The 17,787-nt window shown below is 72.5% G+C and carries 17 protein-coding genes; 8 read left to right on the forward strand and 9 right to left on the reverse strand.

Annotation, left to right across the window (positions count from 1 at the left end; translation table 11 throughout):
- The first annotated feature begins 62 nt into the window (after positions 1 to 62).
- From ACIQM0_RS21255 to ACIQM0_RS21275, 5 genes are all read left to right on the forward strand, one after another.
- Complete coding sequence (locus ACIQM0_RS21255) at positions 63 to 1,073, forward strand: polyprenyl synthetase family protein (RefSeq protein ID WP_363024367.1); 1,011 nt, start codon at positions 63 to 65, stop codon at positions 1,071 to 1,073.
- A 208-nt stretch (positions 1,074 to 1,281) separates the two neighbouring features.
- Positions 1,282 to 2,505 (forward strand): outer membrane lipoprotein carrier protein LolA, encoded by a 1,224-nt coding sequence (locus tag ACIQM0_RS21260; RefSeq protein ID WP_401288877.1) that lies wholly within the window; start codon positions 1,282 to 1,284, stop codon positions 2,503 to 2,505.
- 153 nt (positions 2,506 to 2,658) lie between these two features.
- Positions 2,659 to 3,660 (forward strand): ATP-binding cassette domain-containing protein, encoded by a 1,002-nt coding sequence (locus ACIQM0_RS21265; protein WP_401288879.1) that lies wholly within the window; start codon positions 2,659 to 2,661, stop codon positions 3,658 to 3,660.
- Complete coding sequence (locus ACIQM0_RS21270; RefSeq protein WP_401288881.1) at positions 3,647 to 4,537, forward strand: ABC transporter permease; 891 nt, start codon at positions 3,647 to 3,649, stop codon at positions 4,535 to 4,537. Before ACIQM0_RS21265 ends, ACIQM0_RS21270 begins: the two co-directional genes overlap by 14 nt.
- Positions 4,538 to 4,734: 197 nt before the next feature.
- On the forward strand, positions 4,735 to 5,322 hold the full coding sequence (locus ACIQM0_RS21275) for a TetR/AcrR family transcriptional regulator (RefSeq protein WP_363024372.1): 588 nt from the start codon (positions 4,735 to 4,737) through the stop codon (positions 5,320 to 5,322).
- Between the two features lie 22 nt (positions 5,323 to 5,344).
- Here ACIQM0_RS21275 and ACIQM0_RS21280 read toward each other — a convergent pair whose 3' ends face one another.
- The gene (locus ACIQM0_RS21280) at positions 5,345 to 5,965 is read right to left on the reverse strand and encodes a TetR/AcrR family transcriptional regulator (protein WP_401288884.1); all 621 of its coding nucleotides are present in this window, start codon (positions 5,963 to 5,965) and stop codon (positions 5,345 to 5,347) included.
- A 171-nt stretch (positions 5,966 to 6,136) separates the two neighbouring features.
- Here ACIQM0_RS21280 and ACIQM0_RS21285 point away from each other — a divergent pair, with 171 nt between their 5' ends.
- On the forward strand, positions 6,137 to 7,282 hold the full coding sequence (locus tag ACIQM0_RS21285) for an FAD-dependent oxidoreductase (protein ID WP_401288887.1): 1,146 nt from the start codon (positions 6,137 to 6,139) through the stop codon (positions 7,280 to 7,282).
- 89 nt (positions 7,283 to 7,371) lie between these two features.
- Here the strand turns inward: ACIQM0_RS21285 and ACIQM0_RS21290 are convergent, their stop codons facing one another.
- Positions 7,372 to 8,178, reverse strand: a complete 807-nt coding sequence (locus ACIQM0_RS21290) for an HAD family hydrolase (protein ID WP_401288889.1) — start codon at positions 8,176 to 8,178, stop codon at positions 7,372 to 7,374.
- Between the two features lie 83 nt (positions 8,179 to 8,261).
- On the opposite strand from ACIQM0_RS21290, the gene ACIQM0_RS21295 reads away from it, so the two are divergent.
- On the forward strand, positions 8,262 to 8,798 hold the full coding sequence (locus ACIQM0_RS21295) for a GNAT family N-acetyltransferase (RefSeq protein WP_401288892.1): 537 nt from the start codon (positions 8,262 to 8,264) through the stop codon (positions 8,796 to 8,798).
- A 9-nt stretch (positions 8,799 to 8,807) separates the two neighbouring features.
- Here ACIQM0_RS21295 and ACIQM0_RS21300 read toward each other — a convergent pair whose 3' ends face one another.
- The 6 genes from ACIQM0_RS21300 to ACIQM0_RS21325 all read right to left on the reverse strand — a co-directional run bounded on the left by ACIQM0_RS21300 (position 8,808) and on the right by ACIQM0_RS21325 (position 15,148).
- Positions 8,808 to 9,257: a VOC family protein gene (locus tag ACIQM0_RS21300; RefSeq protein WP_401288895.1), complete on the reverse strand. Its 450-nt coding sequence runs from the start codon at positions 9,255 to 9,257 to the stop codon at positions 8,808 to 8,810.
- 65 nt (positions 9,258 to 9,322) lie between these two features.
- Positions 9,323 to 9,967: a class F sortase gene (locus tag ACIQM0_RS21305; RefSeq protein WP_401288898.1), complete on the reverse strand. Its 645-nt coding sequence runs from the start codon at positions 9,965 to 9,967 to the stop codon at positions 9,323 to 9,325.
- The gene (locus ACIQM0_RS21310; protein WP_401288901.1) at positions 9,964 to 11,412 is read right to left on the reverse strand and encodes a hypothetical protein; all 1,449 of its coding nucleotides are present in this window, start codon (positions 11,410 to 11,412) and stop codon (positions 9,964 to 9,966) included. Before ACIQM0_RS21310 ends, ACIQM0_RS21305 begins: the two co-directional genes overlap by 4 nt.
- Positions 11,413 to 11,470: 58 nt before the next feature.
- Positions 11,471 to 13,036 carry an FAD-dependent monooxygenase gene (locus ACIQM0_RS21315; protein WP_401288904.1) on the reverse strand — a complete coding sequence of 522 codons (1,566 nt, stop codon included), beginning with the start codon at positions 13,034 to 13,036 and terminating at the stop codon, positions 11,471 to 11,473.
- A gap of 115 nt (positions 13,037 to 13,151) precedes the next feature.
- Positions 13,152 to 14,144, reverse strand: coding sequence for an EamA family transporter RarD (gene rarD, locus ACIQM0_RS21320; protein WP_401288907.1), 993 nt, complete (start codon positions 14,142 to 14,144; stop codon positions 13,152 to 13,154).
- A gap of 143 nt (positions 14,145 to 14,287) precedes the next feature.
- Positions 14,288 to 15,148 carry an SDR family oxidoreductase gene (locus tag ACIQM0_RS21325; protein ID WP_401288910.1) on the reverse strand — a complete coding sequence of 287 codons (861 nt, stop codon included), beginning with the start codon at positions 15,146 to 15,148 and terminating at the stop codon, positions 14,288 to 14,290.
- Positions 15,149 to 15,257: 109 nt separating this feature from the next.
- On the opposite strand from ACIQM0_RS21325, the gene ACIQM0_RS21330 reads away from it, so the two are divergent.
- Positions 15,258 to 15,707, forward strand: a complete 450-nt coding sequence (locus tag ACIQM0_RS21330; RefSeq protein ID WP_401288913.1) for a winged helix-turn-helix transcriptional regulator — start codon at positions 15,258 to 15,260, stop codon at positions 15,705 to 15,707.
- Positions 15,708 to 15,734: 27 nt separating this feature from the next.
- Here ACIQM0_RS21330 and ACIQM0_RS21335 read toward each other — a convergent pair whose 3' ends face one another.
- The gene (locus ACIQM0_RS21335; RefSeq protein WP_401288916.1) at positions 15,735 to 17,690 is read right to left on the reverse strand and encodes an APC family permease; all 1,956 of its coding nucleotides are present in this window, start codon (positions 17,688 to 17,690) and stop codon (positions 15,735 to 15,737) included.
- Between the last annotated feature and the right edge of the window lie 97 nt (positions 17,691 to 17,787).

Below are 17,787 nucleotides of genomic sequence, written 5' to 3' on the forward strand. Positions count from 1 at the left end.
TTGAGTGATGACAGCGACACATCGACATTCCGTGTGATCGTCAGCAGACAGGAGATCCCCTCGTGACCGTCGTCGGGCCGTTCGGACTGAGCGTGCGGGACCAGGCTCTTGAAGCCGGTGTCCAGGCCGGTTTGGCTGCTGTCGAGTCGGGGCTGCTCGATGCGACCAAGAGCGAGGTGCCCTTCATCACAGAGGCCGCGCAGCACCTGGTGCACGCGGGGGGCAAGCGGTTCCGCCCGCTGCTCGCGATGCTCGCGGCCCAGTTCGGTGACGCCGACGCCCCGGGCGTGGTGCCCGCCGCTGTGGTCGTCGAGCTGACGCACCTCGCGACGCTGTACCACGACGACGTGATGGACGAGGCCGACGTACGGCGCGGGGTCGACAGCGCCAATTCCCGCTGGGGCAACTCGGTGGCGGTGCTGACCGGCGATTTTCTCTTCGCGCGCGCGTCGCACATCCTGGCTGACCTCGGCCCCGAGGCGGTGCGCATCCAGGCGGAGGCGTTCGAACGCCTGGTCACCGGCCAGATCCTGGAGACGGCGGGGCCGCGCGACGGCCGCGACCCGGTCGACCACTACCTCGAGGTGATGCGCGGCAAGACCGGTTCGCTGGTCGCCGTGGCCTGCCGCTTCGGCGCGATGATGGCCGGTGCCGGTGATTCGGCGACCGACACCCTCACCCAGTACGGCGAACGGCTCGGCGTCGCCTTCCAGCTCGCCGACGACGTCCTGGACATCGCCTCCGACTCCCACGAGTCCGGCAAGACCCCCGGCACCGACCTCCTCGAAGGCATCCCGACGCTCCCCGTGCTCCACCTGAGGGCGCAGGCCGAGGCCGACGGCAAGCCGGACGACCTGGAGCTCGTCGAGCTGCTGGACGGCGACCTGACCGACGGCGGCCGGCTCGCGGAGGCGCTGCGCCGGCTGCGCGCCCACCCGGCGCTCGACCAGGCCCGGCGCGACACCATCCGGTACGCGCAGGAGGCACGGGCCACGCTGGCGCCGCTGCCCGGCTGTTACGCGAAGTCCGCGCTGGAAGAGATGTGCGACGCCGTGGTGCACCGCGCGGGCTGAGAGCCGTCCCCTACGGGTCGGCGGGGCGACAGCCCCTCGGTGTCATACCGAAGAGGTACGTGGAGTTGCTCCCCCGGGCTGACGCTTCCGGCCGCCCGATTTGGTCAGATGGAGAACAACCACTCCTGACCAAAACGGGTGACAATGGCGGCACGGAGTGGACGAGTGCATCCCGACGGAAGCCGCCGACCACGGAGGTAGGGCACACATGGCACCGAACGACAGCGCGAGGACCGGCAACACGGCCCCGCAGGGCACCACGGGCACCGTCGCGGGCCGCCGGAAGGCGGTGCGCTACATCGTCCCGGTAGCGGTGGCGGGCGTGGCGGCAGCGACGATCGGGCTCGTCCCGGCGCTCGCGAGCTCGGGCGACCCCGATCTGCCGGAGATCAGCGCCCAGGAACTCATCGAGAAGATCGCCGCCTCGGACACGCAGCAGCTGTCCGGCACGGTGAAGATCAGCACCGACCTCGGCATCCCGTCCCTCGACGGCCTGGCCGGCTCCTTCATCCCGGACGGCGCCGGGGACAAGGGCGCGTCGAGCGCCGACCCGCAGGCGAAGCTGACGGAGCTGGCGTCCGGCACGCACACCCTCCGGGTGGCCGCCGACGGCCCCGACCGGCAGCGGGTGTCCGTCCTGGACAACGCGTCCGAGTACAGCCTCATCCACAACGGTGACCAGGTCTGGGCGTACGACAGCAAGTCCAACGCGGTCTACCACGCGAAGGAGAAGGCGGGAGACGCTGCGAAGCGCGGCGAGCACCCGGCCCCGGACGGCGTACCGACGACCCCGAAGGCCTTCGCCGAACAGGCCCTCAAGGCCGCCGACGGCACCACGTCCGTGAAGGTCGGGGGCACCGCGCAGGTCGCGGGCCGCGACGCGTACCGGCTGGTCATCAAGCCCGAGCAGAGCGGCTCCACGATCGGTTCGATCACCGTCGCGGTGGACGCGAAGACCGGCGTGCCGCTCAAGTTCACGCTCCAGCCCAGCAGCGGCGGCAAGGCGGCGGTCGACGCGGGGTTCACCTCCGTCGACTTCGGCAAGCCGGACGCGTCCTCGTTCTCCTTCACCCCGCCCAAGGGCGCCGAGGTCACCGAGGCGGACGGTGCCGGAAGCCGCGCGGAGGCCCGGAAGGCCGAGGGCGGCCTGGGCGCGCTCAAGGGCATGAACGCGATCGGCGAGGGCTGGAACGCGATCGCCGAGATCAAGACCCCCGGCGGCACCGGCATCCCCTCGAAGGCGTCGGGCGACGTACCGGCGGAGGCGCAGGGCTTCCTGGACTCGTTCGGTGACAAGGTCACCGGGAAGTTCGGCTCCGGCACGGTCTTCAAGACCCGCCTGGTCAACGCGCTGATGACCGACGACGGCCGGGTGTACGTCGGCGCGGTCACGAAGGACGCGCTGGTGAAGGCGGCGGACAACGCCCGCTGAGCAGCCCGTCGGGTGACCCGGCAGTCCCCGTCACCCGACACCGACGCCCACGCGTGCACCACGCGTCCGCCCCGCCGTAGCCTCCGTACGGCGGGGCGGACGCGATCCGGCGCCCGCCGCGCATCCGCTCCGGCGAACCCCTGGGGAGTACGCATGACCGAGACCGAGCCGGTGACCGGCCCCGGGACCGTGAGCGGTCCACGGCCGGCGGCGGACGCCGCGCCCGTGATCGAGACCCGGGGCCTGACCAAGCGGTACCGGGGCGGTCAGCTCGCCGTCGACGGGCTCGACCTCACCGTCCCCGGCGGCAGCGTCTTCGGCTTCCTCGGCCCCAACGGCTCCGGGAAGACCACCACCATCCGGATGCTGATGGGGCTGATCGACCCGACGTCCGGCACGGCGAGGGTCCTCGGCCGCCCGATGCCGGACGCGGCCCGCACCGTGCTCCCGCACGTCGGCGCGCTGATCGAGGGGCCCGCGCTGTACGGGTTCCTGAGCGGCCGGGACAACCTCCTGCGCTACGACCGCGCCGACCCGACCGCCGATCCGCGCACCCGCCGCGCCCGCGTCGCCGACGCCCTGGAGCGGGTCGGCCTGGCCGCCGCGGGCGGCAAGAAGGCGCGGGCGTACTCGCTGGGCATGAAGCAGCGGCTCGGCCTGGCCGCGGCCCTGCTCCGGCCCCGCCGGCTGCTCGTCCTGGACGAGCCGACCAACGGCCTGGACCCGCAGGGCATGAGGGAGATCCGCACCCTGGTCCGGGAGCTGGCGGCCGAGGGCACCACGGTCTTCCTCTCCTCCCACCTCCTGGACGAGATCGAGCAGGTCTGCACGCACGCGGCGGTCATGGCACGCGGCAGGCTGCTCACCCAGGGCCCGGTCGCCGACCTCGCGGCAGGCACCCGCGGCCGGCTCGCCGTCACCACCCCGGACCCGGCCGGCGCCGCCCGCGTCCTGAAGGAACACGGAGTCACCGGGCTCACCCTCGACGGAGACCGGGTACGGGCCGACGCCCCGCCGGGCTCCGTCGAACTCGCCGACCTGAACGCCGCCCTGGTGCACGGCGGAGTACGGGTCAGGTCCTTCGGCGTCGAACGGGCCTCCCTGGAGGACGCCTTCGTCGCGCTCACCGGAGAGGGATTCGATGTCGCAGGCTGAACAGGTACGCGAGGAGGCCCTCCCGCTCCCACGCAACCCGCTGTGGACGCTCGGCATCCTCCGCTCCGAACTGACCACCACCCTGCGCCGCTGGCGCACCCTCGCCCTGCTCGGGGTGCTGGCCGCCGTCCCCGTGCTGATCGGGATCGCGGTCCGGATCGAGACGGCGGACGGCTCCCCGGCCGGTCCCGGCGAGGGCGGGGCCGGGCCCGCGTTCCTCTCCCAGGTGACCAACAACGGCCTCTTCCTGGTCTTCGCCTCCCTCGCCGCGACGCTCCCGGTGTTCCTCCCAATGGCGGTGGGCGTCATCGCGGGGGACTCCGTCGCGGGCGAGGCCAACGCGGGAACGCTGCGCTATCTGCTGGTCGCACCCGCCGGCCGGACCAGGCTGCTGCTCGCCAAGTACGCCACCACGCTGGCCTTCTGCCTGATCGCGACCCTGGTCGTGGCGGCGTCCGCGCTGGCCGTCGGCGCGCTGCTGTTCCCCGTCGGCGACGTCACGACGATCTCCGGCACCCGGATCGGCTTCGGCGAGGGCCTGTTCAGGGCGGTGCTGGTCGCGGTGGCGGTCGCGGCGTCACTGATCGGCTTCGCGGCCCTCGGACTGTTCGTCTCGACCCTCACCAACAGCGGCATCGCGGCCATGGCGGCGACGGTCGGGGTCCTGATCACGGTGCAGATCGTGGACACCATTCCGCAGCTGCACGGGATTCACCCGTACCTCTTCCCGCACTACTGGCTGTCCTTCGCGGACCTGCTGCGCGCCCCGGTCTACTGGGACGACCTGGTGAGGAACCTGGAGCTGCAGGGGCTGTACGCGGCGGTGTTCGGCTCGGCGGCCTGGGCGCGTTTCACGGCGAAGGACATCACGGCCTGACCGCGGCCGGGGCTCTCACCCGTACCGTCGGCCGGGCGAGCCGTCCCCCGATCGGCTCGTCGCGGCACGAACGGCACGAACGGTGCGAAGGGTGGGAACGAGCCGACACGCTACGTTCCGTTTCCGCTTGAGCATTGTTCGGCTTCTCGCGACGGACTGTCAACAACGATTGGCTCGAACGGCCCTATGCTCACCGAATGATCACATCGCCGAGTTCACTGCGCCGCAGCGAGAGCTCACGCAGGGCGACCCTGGATGCGGCCCTCGCCCTCTGTACGGAGAAGGGGTACGGCCGCGTCACCGTCGAGGCCATCGCGGCACGGGCGGGTGTCAGCAAGAAGACGATCTACCGCTGGTGGCCGTCGAAGAGCGCGGTGCTGCTGGAGGCGTTCACGGAGGCGCTGGTCCAGGGCAACCCGCCCACCGACACCGACGACATCGCCGCGGACCTTCGGACCCATGTGAACGGCGCGGTCGCCGTGCTCTCCGTGCCGCCCTTCGGCCCCGCGTACGCCGGCATACTCTCCGAGATCCACCACGACGACGAACTGGCGGAAACGGTCCGCACCCAGCTGATCGAACCCCGCTTCGAAGAGGTGGTCACCCGGCTGCGCGTCGCTCAGGAACGGGGCCGGATCCCGCCGGGCGCCGATCTGCGGCTGGCGGTGGAGATGCTGTACGGCCCGGTCTACTACCGGCACCTGCTGCGCAAGCCGATGCAGGACCCGGAGGCGGTGGCGGCGCTGGTCGACCGTGTGCTGCGGTCGATGGGGGCGGTTGCCTGAGCGCTCGCGCGATCCGGCCGGCTCAGCTCTTCGGGGGCTCCGCGGCCGTGTCCCCGGAGCCGCGCTGTGACGACTGCCAGCCGTGCGTGAGCAGATCGAACACCGTGTCCACGGAGGCGCGCGGATCGTGTCCGGCCATGGCCAGGGCCGGGACCTCCAGGACGAACCGCGCGAGGGCCGAGCACGCGAGATCATCGGCCTCCCGGCCGAGTTCCGCCGCGATAGCCGCGCCGAGCGCGCCCGCGTGCCGCATCCACATGCGTTCCCAGTACTCGCGCAGCGCGGGCGTCCCGTCCACCAGTGCGGTGAACCGGTCCCGGCGTGGATCCGACGCCACCCGCACCCAGGACGTCAGGGCGTGAGCACGGAGCGCCTCGACCACGTCCTGGCCCGCGGGCCGATCGCGGACGGCGGCGGTCAGCTCGGCCTCGACCTCCGCCTCGCGGTCGAAGACCAGCGCCTCCTTGCCCGGGAAGTGCGCGAAGAGGGTCGTCGTCGACACGTCGGCCCTCTCCGCGACGTCGCGGACACTCACTTGTTCGAATCCGTGCTCCAGGAAGAGTTCCAGGGCGGCGTCGGCGATGGCCTGCCTGGTCGCGGCCTTCTTGCGCTCGCGGCGGCCAACGGTCGGAGTCTCGGGCATGGTGCCCACCGTACCCCACAGGTGGAATGGAGCAGAAACTGTAATGGTTGCAGTTATTCACTCGTTCCTGCTTTGCTGGGTACCGGCAGGGGTCGCCGCCGATCGGGCCGCGACACCGGACATCGCCACGCCGTGGCGTCACCGGGACCCCGCCGACGAGAGGAATCCACCGTGAAGAGTCCGACACCCGCCGACGCCCGCATCGGCATCATCGGCGCAGGCCCGGGAGGCCTGACCTGCGCACGCATCCTCCAGCGGCACGGCATGGCGGTGACCGTGTACGACCGCGATCCGGACCATGCCTCCCGGAACCAGGGAGGCTCGCTCGACCTGCACGAGGACGACGGCCAACTCGCCCTCCGCGAGGCCGGCCTGCTGGAGGAGTTCTTCGCGCTCGCCCGGTTCGAGGGGCAGGAGATGCGCCGACTGGACCCGGCCGGGGGCGTGATCGCCCACCACGTCCCGGACGAGGGCGAAACCGCCCGCCCCGAGATCGACCGCGGACAGCTGCGCGACCTCCTGCTGCGCTCGCTCGCACCGGGGACGGTCCAGTGGGGGCGCGCTCTCCAGTCGGTGAGCGGAGCGGCCGGGGGGCCGCGCACGCTGACGTTCACGGACGGGACGGCCGCGGAGGCCGATCTCGTGATCGGTGCGGACGGCGCCTTCTCCCGCGTCCGCGCCGCGGTGTCGCCCGCGACACCGCACTACACGGGGGTCGGCTTCCTGGAGGCGCGGTTCGACGCCATGGACACCGCCCACCCCGGGCTCTCCGCGCTGGTCGGGAACGGCAGCGCCCACGCCGCCGACGGGGAGCGCGGCCTGTTCGCGCAGCGCAACAGCGGCGGCCACCTGCGCGTCTACATCATGCGGCGCGTCCCCTTGGACTGGATCGCCGCGGCGGGACTCCGCCCCGAGGACACCGAGGGCATCCGCGCTCATCTGCTCGGCGAGTTCGCGGGCTGGTCACCGGAGGTGCTCCGGATGATCACCGACAACGACGGCCCCTACGTCGATCGCCCGATCCTCGCCCTGCCGGTGCCGCACACCTGGGAGCACTCGCCCGGCGTGACGCTCCTCGGGGACGCCGCGCACCTCATGCCGCCGCTGGGCGTCGGCGTCAACCTCGCCATGCTCGACGCCGGCGAACTCGCGCTCTCACTCGTGCGCTCCGCCACCGTCGACGACGCGGTGCGCGGCTACGAGAAGACGATGCTCCCGCGCTCGGCCGACGTGGCACGGATGCTCGAAGGCGGCGCGGCATCCCTGCTGGCCGTGCCCGGCCCCGACGAGGACCGGCCCGGTCACGGCCGCTCCTGACCCTGCCGGGGGAAGGCGTGAAGAGCCCCGGACGGGACCGTCGAGGAGCGTTACGTGGTCAGCCTGGCTGTCGCCACCCGCTGACCCGGTCAGCCGAAGACCCGCTCCAGGACGACCGCGACCCCGTCGTCCTCGTGGGACAGGGTCACCTCGTCCGCCGCGGCCCGCAGGAGCGGATGGGCGTTGGCCATCGCCACCCCGTACCCGCACCTGCGGAACATCGGCAGGTCGTTCGGCATGTCACCGAAGGCGATCGCGGTCGCCGGGTCCAGCCCCAGGTGCTCGGCGACGCGCGCGATCCCGGCGCCCTTGTCGATGCCGTACGGCTGGAGCTCGACCGTCCCCGGCCCGGACAGCGTGACGGTCGCCAGATCCCCGACGGCCGCGTGCGCGGCGGCCGCCAGCGCGTCGTCGTCGAGCTCCGAATGGCGGATCAGCACCTTGATGACCGGAGCGGCCCACAGCTCGTCGCGGTGGAGCGTCCGGCGGGCCGACAGCGGGGGGCGCGGCATGGGGAAGCCCGGCTCGATCAGGGTCCCGCCGTCGACGCCGTCCTGGTCCACCGCGGCGAAGACCTGCCCCACCTGGGCCTCTATCTTGCCGAGCGCGGTGGCGGCCGCCTCCCGGTCCAGGCCGACCGCACGGATCATGCGCCCGGTCCCGGCGTCGTACACCTGCGTTCCCTGCCCGCAGACGGCGAGCCCCCGGTACCCCAGCGCGGCGAACAACTCCCGTACGGCAGGCACCGGTCGGCCGGTGGCCACCAGGTGGCGGGCCCCCGCGGCGGTGGCGAGGCCGAGCGCGGCACGGGTGCGGGGGCTCACGGTGGCGTCGCCGCGCAGCAGGGTGCCGTCCAGGTCCGTGGCGACGAGGGCATAGGCGGGTGGGAGAGGCATGGGCCGAGCGTAAACGGTGGGCTCCCGGCGGCCGCCGCATAAATTGGATTGTCCGCCCGCCGTCCTTCGGATAGGACTGCCGGGTGATCAGCAGCGGAAGCATCGGGCTCAGAGCCCGCCACGCAAGTGATGTCCAGGTCCTCCAGTCCGAGTTGTACGACGACGTGGTGACACGCTCACGCGCCGACTCCCGGCCCTGGCAGCCCATCGCGCCGGGTTCGGAGCACTCCCCCTACGCGATCGGTGAACCCTCCGACGACGCGGCGTGCTTCTCGGTGGTCGAGCTCTCCGCGGGGGAACTGGCCGGTGAGGCGCTGTTGTGGGGCATCGACGGCCACAACAGGGCGGCGCACCTGGGGATTTCGCTGCGGCCCGACTTCCGGGGCCGCGATCTCGGTACCGACGTGGTGCGCGCCCTGTGCGCCTACGGATTCGTGGTGCGGGGTCTGCAGCGGCTGCAGATCGAGACCCTCTCGGACAACCTCCCGATGATCAAGGCCGCGACCAGGGCCGGATTCACCCTGGAGGGCACCCTGCGCCGTTCGGCGTGGGTGTACGGAGCCTTCGCCGACGAGGTCGTTCTGGGGCTGCTGTCCGAGGAGTGGAAGGCGCAGCCGTAGGACGCGCGCCTACTGCACGCAGAACTCGTTGTCCTCCGGGTCGCTCATCAGCGTCCATGTCCCGCTCGGTTCCGCGACCTTGCGGAGCACCTTCGCGCCCAGCCCCTCCAGCCGGGCCACCTCCGCGTCGCGGCGGTCCGGTCCGGCGTGCACGTCCAGGTGGAGGCGGTTCTTCACCGTCTTGGACTCGGGGACGTGCTGGAACAGCAGGCGGCGCCCGAGGCCCGTTCCGCTCTCCTGCTCGAACGGGTCGTCGGGGTGCCGGGCCGCCGCCAGGTCGCGCCAGGCCTTCCGGCCGTGGGCGGTCGTCGTGATCGCCTCCGGTACGGCTCCGAGTCCCAGGAGGCGTTCGACCAAGGGGCTGTTGTCCTCGATCTCGTAGCCGAGGGCCGCGGCCCAGAAGCCGGCCTGGGCGTGCGGGTCGGCGCAGTCGATGACGATCTTCCAGTCGAGTGGCATGGCGCCATTCTTACCCGTACGACCCCACGGTGGAGTCGAATTGGTGTTCGGGCGCGGTGGAATTCTCAGCCCGGCCGGACCGACGCCAGCCGGGCGAAGGCCACCACGTTGGACTGGTAGCCGCCCGCACGGCGGTCGTAGGCGCCGCCGCAGGTGAGCAGGCGGAGCTGGGCGTCCTTCGTCGGGCCGTAGACGCGGGCGCTGGGGAAGTCGCTCTTCTCGTACTCCTCGGTGGCGTAGATGCGGAAGGTCGCGATCCTCCGGTCCGCGCGGCGGACGTCCACGGTGGCGCCGGGCGGCAGCGCGTCGAGCCCGGCGAAGGCGGCCGGGCCCGTGGGGGTGTCGACGTGGGCCACCACGATCGCGTTGCCGGGGGACCCCGGCGTCACGCCGTCCCGGTACCAGCCGGCCAGGTCGCGGTCCGCCGGGTCGGGCACGCCGAGCCTGCCCCGGCTGTCCAGGGTCAGGCCCACCAGGGGTGCGCTGACCCGGAGTCCGGGGATGTCGATGCGGACGGGGCGGGCGGCCGGGAGGGGCGCCGCCGCGGACGCGGGGCCGGGCCGGGGGGCGGTCCCGGTGCCGGGCTCCGCGAGGGGGGAGCCCAGCAGCAGGACCAGCGCCGCCGCGGCGGCCGGGACCAGCCCGGCCGCCCCGCCCCGGCGCGGGAACGACCGCCGGGGCGGCCGCTCCCGCGGGAGGCGGGTGCTCAACCGCGCCGGCGCCGCGCGGTGCGGAGCCCGCCGACAGCGGCGGCGACGGCCACCAGCAGCCCGGCCGCGCCGATCGCCAGACCGGCACCGGAGAGGCCGTCGGAGCCGGAGCCGGCCAGGGCGGTGGAGCCGTCACCCGCGTCGACCGGGCCGTTCGGCAGGGGTGCGCCGCCGTTGCCGTGACCGCCCCCGTGGCCGTCGCCATGACCGCCGCCGGGCGGGGTGGGCTTCGGGTGGTGGGGGTGCGTGGGGGAGGGCGAGGGTCCCGGACCCTCGTCGGCGGTGATCCGGCTGTGGCCCGTGGCGCTCACCCCCGTACCCACCGGACCGTCCGTGCCGCCGACGGTGACGGTCAGTTCGGCCGTCACGTCGAGCGGCCCGGTCGGCGCGCCCTCCGCCGCGGCCAGGGTGAACGCGGCCCCGGCCTTTCCGCCCGGCTCCAGCGTGGCGCCCGCCCGGAGGCTGGTCCGCAGTTCACCGGTGAGCGATCCGTCCGTCTGCCGGGTCAGGGGGACCGCGGAGCCCTCGGACATGACGGTCAGCTGGTCCGGCGCCAGCCCGGCCGGTCCCTTGAGCGTCAGACGCGTGCCGATGCCCTGGTACTCGGGGCCGTCCGCCGGGTCGGTGTAGGAGACGTCGGCGGAACGGGGGCCGTCTCCCGCCCTGATCTCCTCCGGGACCGTGAGCGCCGCCGACGCCCGGCCGGTGACGGCGAAGTCCCAGGTGGTGCCCTTGGCGGTGATGTTGTCGACGTACGTGTTCAGCGTGCCGTTCGGGTCGCCGAGCCGGCCGATGTTGGCGATCACCCCGTACGCCCCCTCGCACGCCGTGACGAAGTGCGACAGCGGGGCGTCCCCGCCCGCCGGGATGCCCGCCACGGCCCGCGAGGTCCGCATCACGGAGTCGGCGGTGAGCCGGTACTGCTGCCAGGTGTCCGGCTTCAGCGCGGCGCCCCGCACGTCCGTGTTGTTGCCGGGTTCGAACGACAGGGTGGTGAAGCCGCCGCAGGACGCCGGGAGTTGCAGGTTGGCGCCGATATTGGTGACGCTGGAGCCCTCGGACGCCGTGTACGCCCAGTACGAGAGGCCCGCGTCCAGCAGCGGCCGCATCGGTTCCGGCGTCCACGTCGCGTTGAAGTAGTGCGCGGCCTGGGCCTGTTGCCCGGCCGCGATGGAGAGGCGCAGGCTGCCGTTCAGATAAACCGGGTCGGGCTTCGGGGAGACCTCCTGGACCCCCGGGTCCCGGTCCGGGGTCGTTTCCTGGAGGCGGAGCCAGGGGCCGTCGGGGCCGAGTCCGTCCTGATGGACGGTCACCACCGTGTCGTCCGCGACCGCGTGGGGAGCGGTCCCGCAGACGAGGACGGACACGGCGGACAGGGCGGCGGTGGCGGTCGCGGTACGCAGGAGCGTCCGGGACGTCCCGGACGTGCGCAGGGGTCGGGTCATAAGAGGTGAGGAAAATATAAGCAGCGGGTCATCCGGGGGACGCCCCGCTGTGACGCGCTCAAGCTCGCTCCAATGCCGCACCCTTCAGGTACTCCGCGACGGCCCGGTGGTCCGCGGCCGGCGCGATCAGTCCCACGTGGTTGTCCGGGCGGATCAGGACGAGTACGTCGTCCTCGCCCGGCCCGATGCCGTACGCGGAGCGGGCCCGGCCGTCGTCGTCGGACAGGTCACCGTGCGCGCCGCCCCCGTCCGAGCGGGTCACCGTGTGCGCCCGCAGCTCGTCGCCGTGTGCCGCGGTCGCCTCCCGCAGGGCCGATGCGGTGCCCGCGCCGAAGCCGAGCAGGGTGAAGTGCGGTCCGGCGAAGGTCTCGAACAGCCTGCGGGGCGCTCCGGTGGCCGTGTCGCGGCAGGGCGCGTCCGGCGCGCGGTCGCCCGCGCGCAGCCGGGCGGTGCCGCCGGCGGGGGCCAGGGAGCTCCAGCGGTAGCCGTCGCCCAGGCCGTAGGTCTGCGGGGTGATCGCCGAGTCCAGGCCGCCGCCCGGCTCCTTGATCGCCTCCAGCGTGACCCGCAGCCGCTCCGCGGTGATGTCCAGGGTGCGGGCGGCGATGGGCAGCCGCTCCTCCTCGTACGTGTCGAGCAGCTCCGGCGCCGCCCGGCCGACGGCGACCCGGGCCAGCTTCCAGCCCAGGTTGAACGCGTCCTGGATGCCGGTGTTCATGCCCAGCCCGCCCGCGACGGAGTGCACGTGCGCGGCGTCACCGGCCAGGAACACCCGGCCCACCCGGTAGCGGTCCGCCAAGCGCTCGTTGACCCGGTAGGTGGAGAGCAGGGTGGCCCGCGAGAGGTGGCCGCCGGGCCGTCCGGTGTGCCGGGCGAAGAGCCGCTGGAAGCTCTCCAGCGACGGGGGTACGGGACGGCCGGCGGCGTCCGTCTCGGGGGCGGCCTGGAACCACCAGCCCGACCGGGTGCCGGGGATCGGGCAGAGCATCACGCCGCCGTCCGCGTCGAACCACTGGTGCCAGACGCCGCGGTCCGGCCCCTCCGCCTCGACGTCGCCGCAGACCATCACCTGCTCCTCGTTCGTCTTCCCCTCGAACGGGACGCCGAGCAGCTTGCGCACCGCGCTGTGGCCGCCGTCGCAGCCCACCAGGTACCGGGCCTCGATCTCCCGGCCGCCGGCCAGGGACGCCGTCACGGAGTCGTCGTCCTGGGTCAGCCCCACGAGTTCGGCTCCGAGCCCGACCCGTACGCCGTACTCCGCGAGCCGGGCGCGCAGGATCTCCTCCAGGTGCCACTGGGCGATCAGCCACGGGCGGTCGTAGGGGGTGTCCGGGGTCGGGCGGGCCGTCGCGTACGGGTCGGTTTCGGCGATCACCTCTCCGCCGCGGTACTTGCGCATCGGCAGCGGCGCCGATCCGGCGGCCAGCACCTGTTCGACGACACCGAGGTCCGCCAGGACCTCCAGGGAGCGCGGGTTGGGGCCCTTGGCCCGGGAACTGCGCGGGAACCGCGGGGACTTGTCGATGATCCGTACGTCGATGTCCCGCCGGGCCAGATCGACGGCCAGGGTCAGGCCGGTCGGCCCGGCTCCGGTGATCAGCACGGTGGTCGGGGGCTTGGGCACGCGTACTCCTCGGTTGCCGTTTCCGTTGCGACCCATGGAAACGTAACCGAGTTAAAAAAGCAACCGAGTCAATTATTGTTCGGTGTGCGTCGCGGGGTGGGGCATGGGGTGCGGGTCACGGTGTCGGGGTCGTCACCGCGGAAGGGGGAGGGGGAGCGGAATCGTCCGCGACGAGCTCGGCCGACTTCGCCGCGGCCTGGCGCGCGGCCAGCACCTGCGTCCTCGTGCGCCGCGACGTCCGCAGCGCGTCCCAGGTCAGCAACGTGAGCGCCACCCAGACCAGACCGAAGCCGGCCCACCGCTCGGGCGGCATAGCCTCGTGGAAGTACACGATTCCCAGGATGAACTGGAAGACCGGGGCCAGGTACTGGAGCAGGCCGAGCGTCGAGAGCGGTACGCGGATCGCCGCGGCCCCGAACAGGATCAGCGGCAGGGCCGTCACCACCCCCGTCGAGGCGAGCAGCGCCCCGTGACCGGCGCCCCCGGAGAGGAAGGTCGACTCGCCCCGCGCGCCCAGCCACAGCAGATAGCCGAGCGCGGGCACGAACACCACCGCGGTCTCGGCGGCGAGCGACTCCAGGCCGCCCATGTTGACCTTCTTCTTCATCAGGCCGTACGTCGCGAAGGAGAACGCCAGGACCAGCGAGATCCACGGCGGCTGCCCGTAGCCGATCGCCAGCACGAGCACCGACGCGACGCCGGTGCCGACCGCCACCCACTGCACGGGGCGCAGCCGTTCGCCCAGGAGCAGGACACCCATGGCGATGGTGACCAGCGGATTGATGAAGTAGCCGAGCGAGGCCTCGACGACGTGGCCGTGGTTCACGGACCAGATGTACAGGCCCCAGTTGACGCTTATGACGATCGCGGCGACGGTGATCAGCGCCAGCTTCCGCGGCTGCCGCAGCAGTGCGCCGATCCAGGACCAGCGGCGCAGCGCGAGGAGCGCGATGCCGACGACGCCGAGCGACCAGACCATGCGGTGGGCGAGGATCTCGACCGCGCCGGACGGCTTCAGCAGCGGCCAGAAGAGCGGGACCAGACCCCACAGCCCGTAGGCGGCGAATCCGGACAGGAGCCCGGTCCGCTGTTCGTTCGTCCCCTTCACGGGCCCTCCTGGCAGGTGCGCGCCGACGCTGCGCCGGCCAGACGAAGGTATCCCCGACCGGGCCCGGTGTCATTGCCGTATCGCCAGACGGTCATGACATCGGGTCCGGGGCCCTGGTGCGCCGGCTTCCGCCAGGTGTTCCTCTACTGCTGGGCGACCGCTGCGGCGACGGTCTCGGCGAGCGGGGTCGTCGGGCGGCCGATCAGCCGGGCCAGGTCGCCGTTGGTGCCGGCGAGCCGTCCGCGCCGCGTCGCCTCGTCCACGTCCACCAGGATCGCGGCGAAGTCCGCGGGCAGACCGGCGCCGACCAGGATCTCCTGGTGCGCGGCGGCCGGGACGTCGTTGTGGACGATCTTCTTGCCGGACGCCTTGGCGACCTCTGCGGCGTACTCCTCGAACGACCAGGCGACGTCGCCGCTCAGCTCGTAGGCCTGGCCCAGGTGGCCCTCGCCGGTCAGTACCGCGGCGGCCGCGGCGGCGTAGTCGGCGCGGGGCGCGGAGGCGACCCTGCCCTCGCCCGCGTTGGTCACGACGGCACCGTGGGCCAGTACGGGCGCCAGGTTGGCCGTGTGGTTCTCCGTGTACCAGCCGTTGCGCAGGAAGGTGTACGGCAGTCCGGAGCCGAGGATCAGCTGCTCGGTCGCCTTGTGCTCGTCGGCCAGCAGGAAGTCCGCGTCGGGGCCGCCCAGGACGCCCGTGTACGCGAGCTGCGCCACGCCCGCCGCCTTGGCCGCGTCGATGACGGCTGCGTGCTGCGCGACCCGGCTGCCGACCTCGCTGCCGGAGATCAGCAGGACCCGGTCACCGGCGCGGAAGGCGCCGGTCAGGGTCTCCGGCCGGTTGTAGTCGGCGATCCGGAGCTCCACGCCGCGGGCGGCCAGGCCGGCCGCCTTCTCCTTGTCGCGGACGACGGCGGCGATCCCGTCGGCGGGTGTGGTGGTCAGCAGCTGGTCGATGACCAGTCGGCCGAGCTCTCCGGTGGCTCCGGTGACGACGATGCTCATGGGGTCTCGCTCCTCTTTAGGTGCTTCTGTTCTGTTCGTGCGTTCTGTTACTCACCCTAAAGGCGGCACTAACCGAAAGAAAGTACCCACTTTGAAGTAAGGTACTGGTATGAGCGTAAGTAACGTGGAGAGGCAGCCGGAGGCGCGCCGGCCGGATGAGCACAGGCCGACCGTGCGGGAGCTGATCGCGTGGGAACCGAGTGTGCGGGAGCCGTTGTGTCCGTCCCGGGTGGTGCTCGAACACGTCACCAGCCGCTGGGGGGTCCTGGTGCTCGCCGCCCTGCTGGAGCGCTCGTTCCGCTTCAGCGAGCTGCGCCGCGAGGTCGGCGGGGTCAGCGAGAAGATGCTGTCGCAGACGCTCCGGACGCTGGAGCGCGACGGCTTCGTGGACCGGGACGCCAAGCCGGTCATCCCGCCCCGGGTGGACTACACGCTCACCGCGATGGGCCGGGAGGCCGCCGAGCAGGTGTGGGGCCTGGCGCGCTGGTCGGAACGGCACCTGGACGCGGTGGACGCGGCACGCGCCGCGTACGACGCGAGCGACCGGGGTTCCGGCTGAGAGGTCTCCGAGCCGGTGCCGGGCGGGTCAGCCCGGCTGTTTCCGGTGCCGGTCCTCCATGGCCCGCAGCGCCCGTGAGACGTCGAAGGGCAGGATCGTCACCACGACGTGCGGCAGCTGTGTCAGCGTCTTGGCCATCTTCTCGCCGGTGCCCCGGTGCAGCAGCTTCCCGAGTGCGTTGCTGTACGTCCGCCGGGGCACCAGGACCGTCAGCCAGGTCTCGCCGTCCTCGGTGCTGCGGTACGCGAGCTCCTTCATCGCGTGGCGCAGCCGCCGGTCCGGGCACGCCACCAGCTCCAGCGGGACGGCGGTGGCGGCCGTCTCCTCCCAGCGGGCGGCCAGCCGCCTGGCGTACTCCTCGTCGATCGCGAAGTGCACCGCCCGGATCTCGTCGGGCCGCAGCTCATGGGCGTACCGCAGGGACATCAGCGTCGCCAGGTCGAGCGCCTCGACCAGGACGAGGACCAGATGGCGGCTGTACACCGCCCGGTCCGCGCCCGGGGCCTGGATGCCCTGGAGCGCGGCGGCCTCGCGCCGGTACTCGCGGTTGATCCGCATGAGCGTCCACACCCCCAGCGGGAAGACCACCACGACCAGCCAGGCGCCCTCGGTGAACTTGGTGACCGCGAAGATCAGCACGACGGCGGCCGAGGTGACCGCCGCGAGCCCGTTGAGCGTGACCTTCGCCCTGCGGTACCGGTCCCGGCGCCGCAGGTGGTAGACGGTGAGGCCGGCCCCCGCCATGGTGAACGCGGTGAACACCCCGATCGCGTAGAGCGCCACCAGCTTGTCCACGCTGGCACCGGTCGCCAGGAGCAGCGCCAGGGAGACGACGGTCAGCGCGATGATGCCGTTGGAGAACGCGAGGCGGTGCCCGCGCCGGGTCAGTACCCGTGGCAGGAACCGGTCCTCGGCGACGAAGCTGGCCAGGTAGGGGAAGCCGGTGAACGGGGTGTTGGCGCCCGTGTAGAGGACCAGCGCGGTCGCCAGCTGCACGAAGACCAGCCCGACCGTGCCGACGGCCCCGCTGCCGAAGGCGAGGTGGGCCTCCTGCGCGATGACGGTCGGCGTGCCGTCCGTGTACGGGACGGCATGGGTGTAGTGCGCCAGCGTGGAGACACCGAGTACGAGGATGCCGAGGATCACGCTCATGGTGACGAGGGTGCGGCGCGCGTTGCGGCCCTGGGGCTCACGGAACGCGGAGATGCCGTTGGAGATCGCTTCGAGCCCGGTGAGGGACGAGCCGCCGTTGGCGAACGAGCGCAGCACGATGAAGAGCGAGGCGCCGTAGAGCCAGCCGTCGCCCGGGGTGCCGAGCGGCACGACCCCGGCGGCGTGCAGATCGGCGTGCGGCAGCCCGCCGGTGAGCCCGCGCACCGCGGAGGCGGCCAGGATCAGGCCGACGGCGGCCATGAAGAGGTAGGCGGGCAGCGCGAAGAGCCGCCCCGCCTCGCGGACCCCGCGCAGGTTCCCGTACGCGAGGATCACGATCACGCCGACGGAGACCGGCAGCTGGAGGTGGTCGATGCCGGTGAACTGGTTGCCGGCCAGATGGGCGAGCGAGATGAGGGCGTTGGTGCCGGCCGAGACCTGTACGGCGACGGTGACGATGTAGTCGACGAGCAGCGCCACGGCGGCGATCTGCGCGACGTTCGGCCCGAAGTTCTCCCGGGCGACGACGTACGACCCGCCCGCCCGGGTGTAGATCATCACCACATCGCTGTAACAGAGCGTCAGCAGCAGCAGGACCAGCAGGATCGCGAAGGTCACCGGCATGATCATCGTGAACGCGGCGGCGCCGACGACGGGCACGAGGACCCGGAGCATCTCCTCGGAGCCGTACGCGGACGAGCTGATGCAGTCGGAGGCGAGCACCCCCAGAGCCGTCCGGTTGTTCAGCTTCTCGTCACTGATGTGCTCGGTGGTCAGCGGCTTGCCGAGCAGGTGTCGTTTGATGCGGTACGCCGGACGGTCCAGGGTCATGGCCACATGGTGCGCGGATGCCGGCCGGAGCCCGGCCCGCAATCGCCGGACGCCCGGAAAGTCAGCCGTTCGGCAACGCGAAGCGGCCCCCGGGGGT

It is taken from the genome of Streptomyces sp. NPDC091387, assembly GCF_044756945.1.
GTDB lineage: Bacteria > Actinomycetota > Actinomycetes > Streptomycetales > Streptomycetaceae > Streptomyces.

Excerpts from the sequence above, each read along its gene's own strand:
- ACIQM0_RS21265 (WP_401288879.1), top strand. The coding sequence starts at position 2,659 with ATGACCGAGACCGAGCCGGTGACCGGCCCCGGGACCGTGAGCGGTCCA.
- ACIQM0_RS21290 (WP_401288889.1), bottom strand. The coding sequence starts at position 8,178 with ATGCCTCTCCCACCCGCCTATGCCCTCGTCGCCACGGACCTGGACGGC.
- ACIQM0_RS21310 (WP_401288901.1), bottom strand. The coding sequence starts at position 11,412 with ATGACCCGACCCCTGCGCACGTCCGGGACGTCCCGGACGCTCCTGCGT.
- ACIQM0_RS21270 (WP_401288881.1), top strand. The coding sequence starts at position 3,647 with ATGTCGCAGGCTGAACAGGTACGCGAGGAGGCCCTCCCGCTCCCACGC.
- ACIQM0_RS21260 (WP_401288877.1), top strand. The coding sequence starts at position 1,282 with ATGGCACCGAACGACAGCGCGAGGACCGGCAACACGGCCCCGCAGGGC.
- ACIQM0_RS21280 (WP_401288884.1), bottom strand. The coding sequence starts at position 5,965 with ATGCCCGAGACTCCGACCGTTGGCCGCCGCGAGCGCAAGAAGGCCGCG.
- ACIQM0_RS21300 (WP_401288895.1), bottom strand. The coding sequence starts at position 9,257 with ATGCCACTCGACTGGAAGATCGTCATCGACTGCGCCGACCCGCACGCC.
- ACIQM0_RS21275 (WP_363024372.1), top strand. The coding sequence starts at position 4,735 with ATGATCACATCGCCGAGTTCACTGCGCCGCAGCGAGAGCTCACGCAGG.
- ACIQM0_RS21335 (WP_401288916.1), bottom strand. The coding sequence starts at position 17,690 with ATGACCCTGGACCGTCCGGCGTACCGCATCAAACGACACCTGCTCGGC.
- ACIQM0_RS21325 (WP_401288910.1), bottom strand. The coding sequence starts at position 15,148 with ATGAGCATCGTCGTCACCGGAGCCACCGGAGAGCTCGGCCGACTGGTC.
- ACIQM0_RS21330 (WP_401288913.1), top strand. The coding sequence starts at position 15,258 with ATGAGCGTAAGTAACGTGGAGAGGCAGCCGGAGGCGCGCCGGCCGGAT.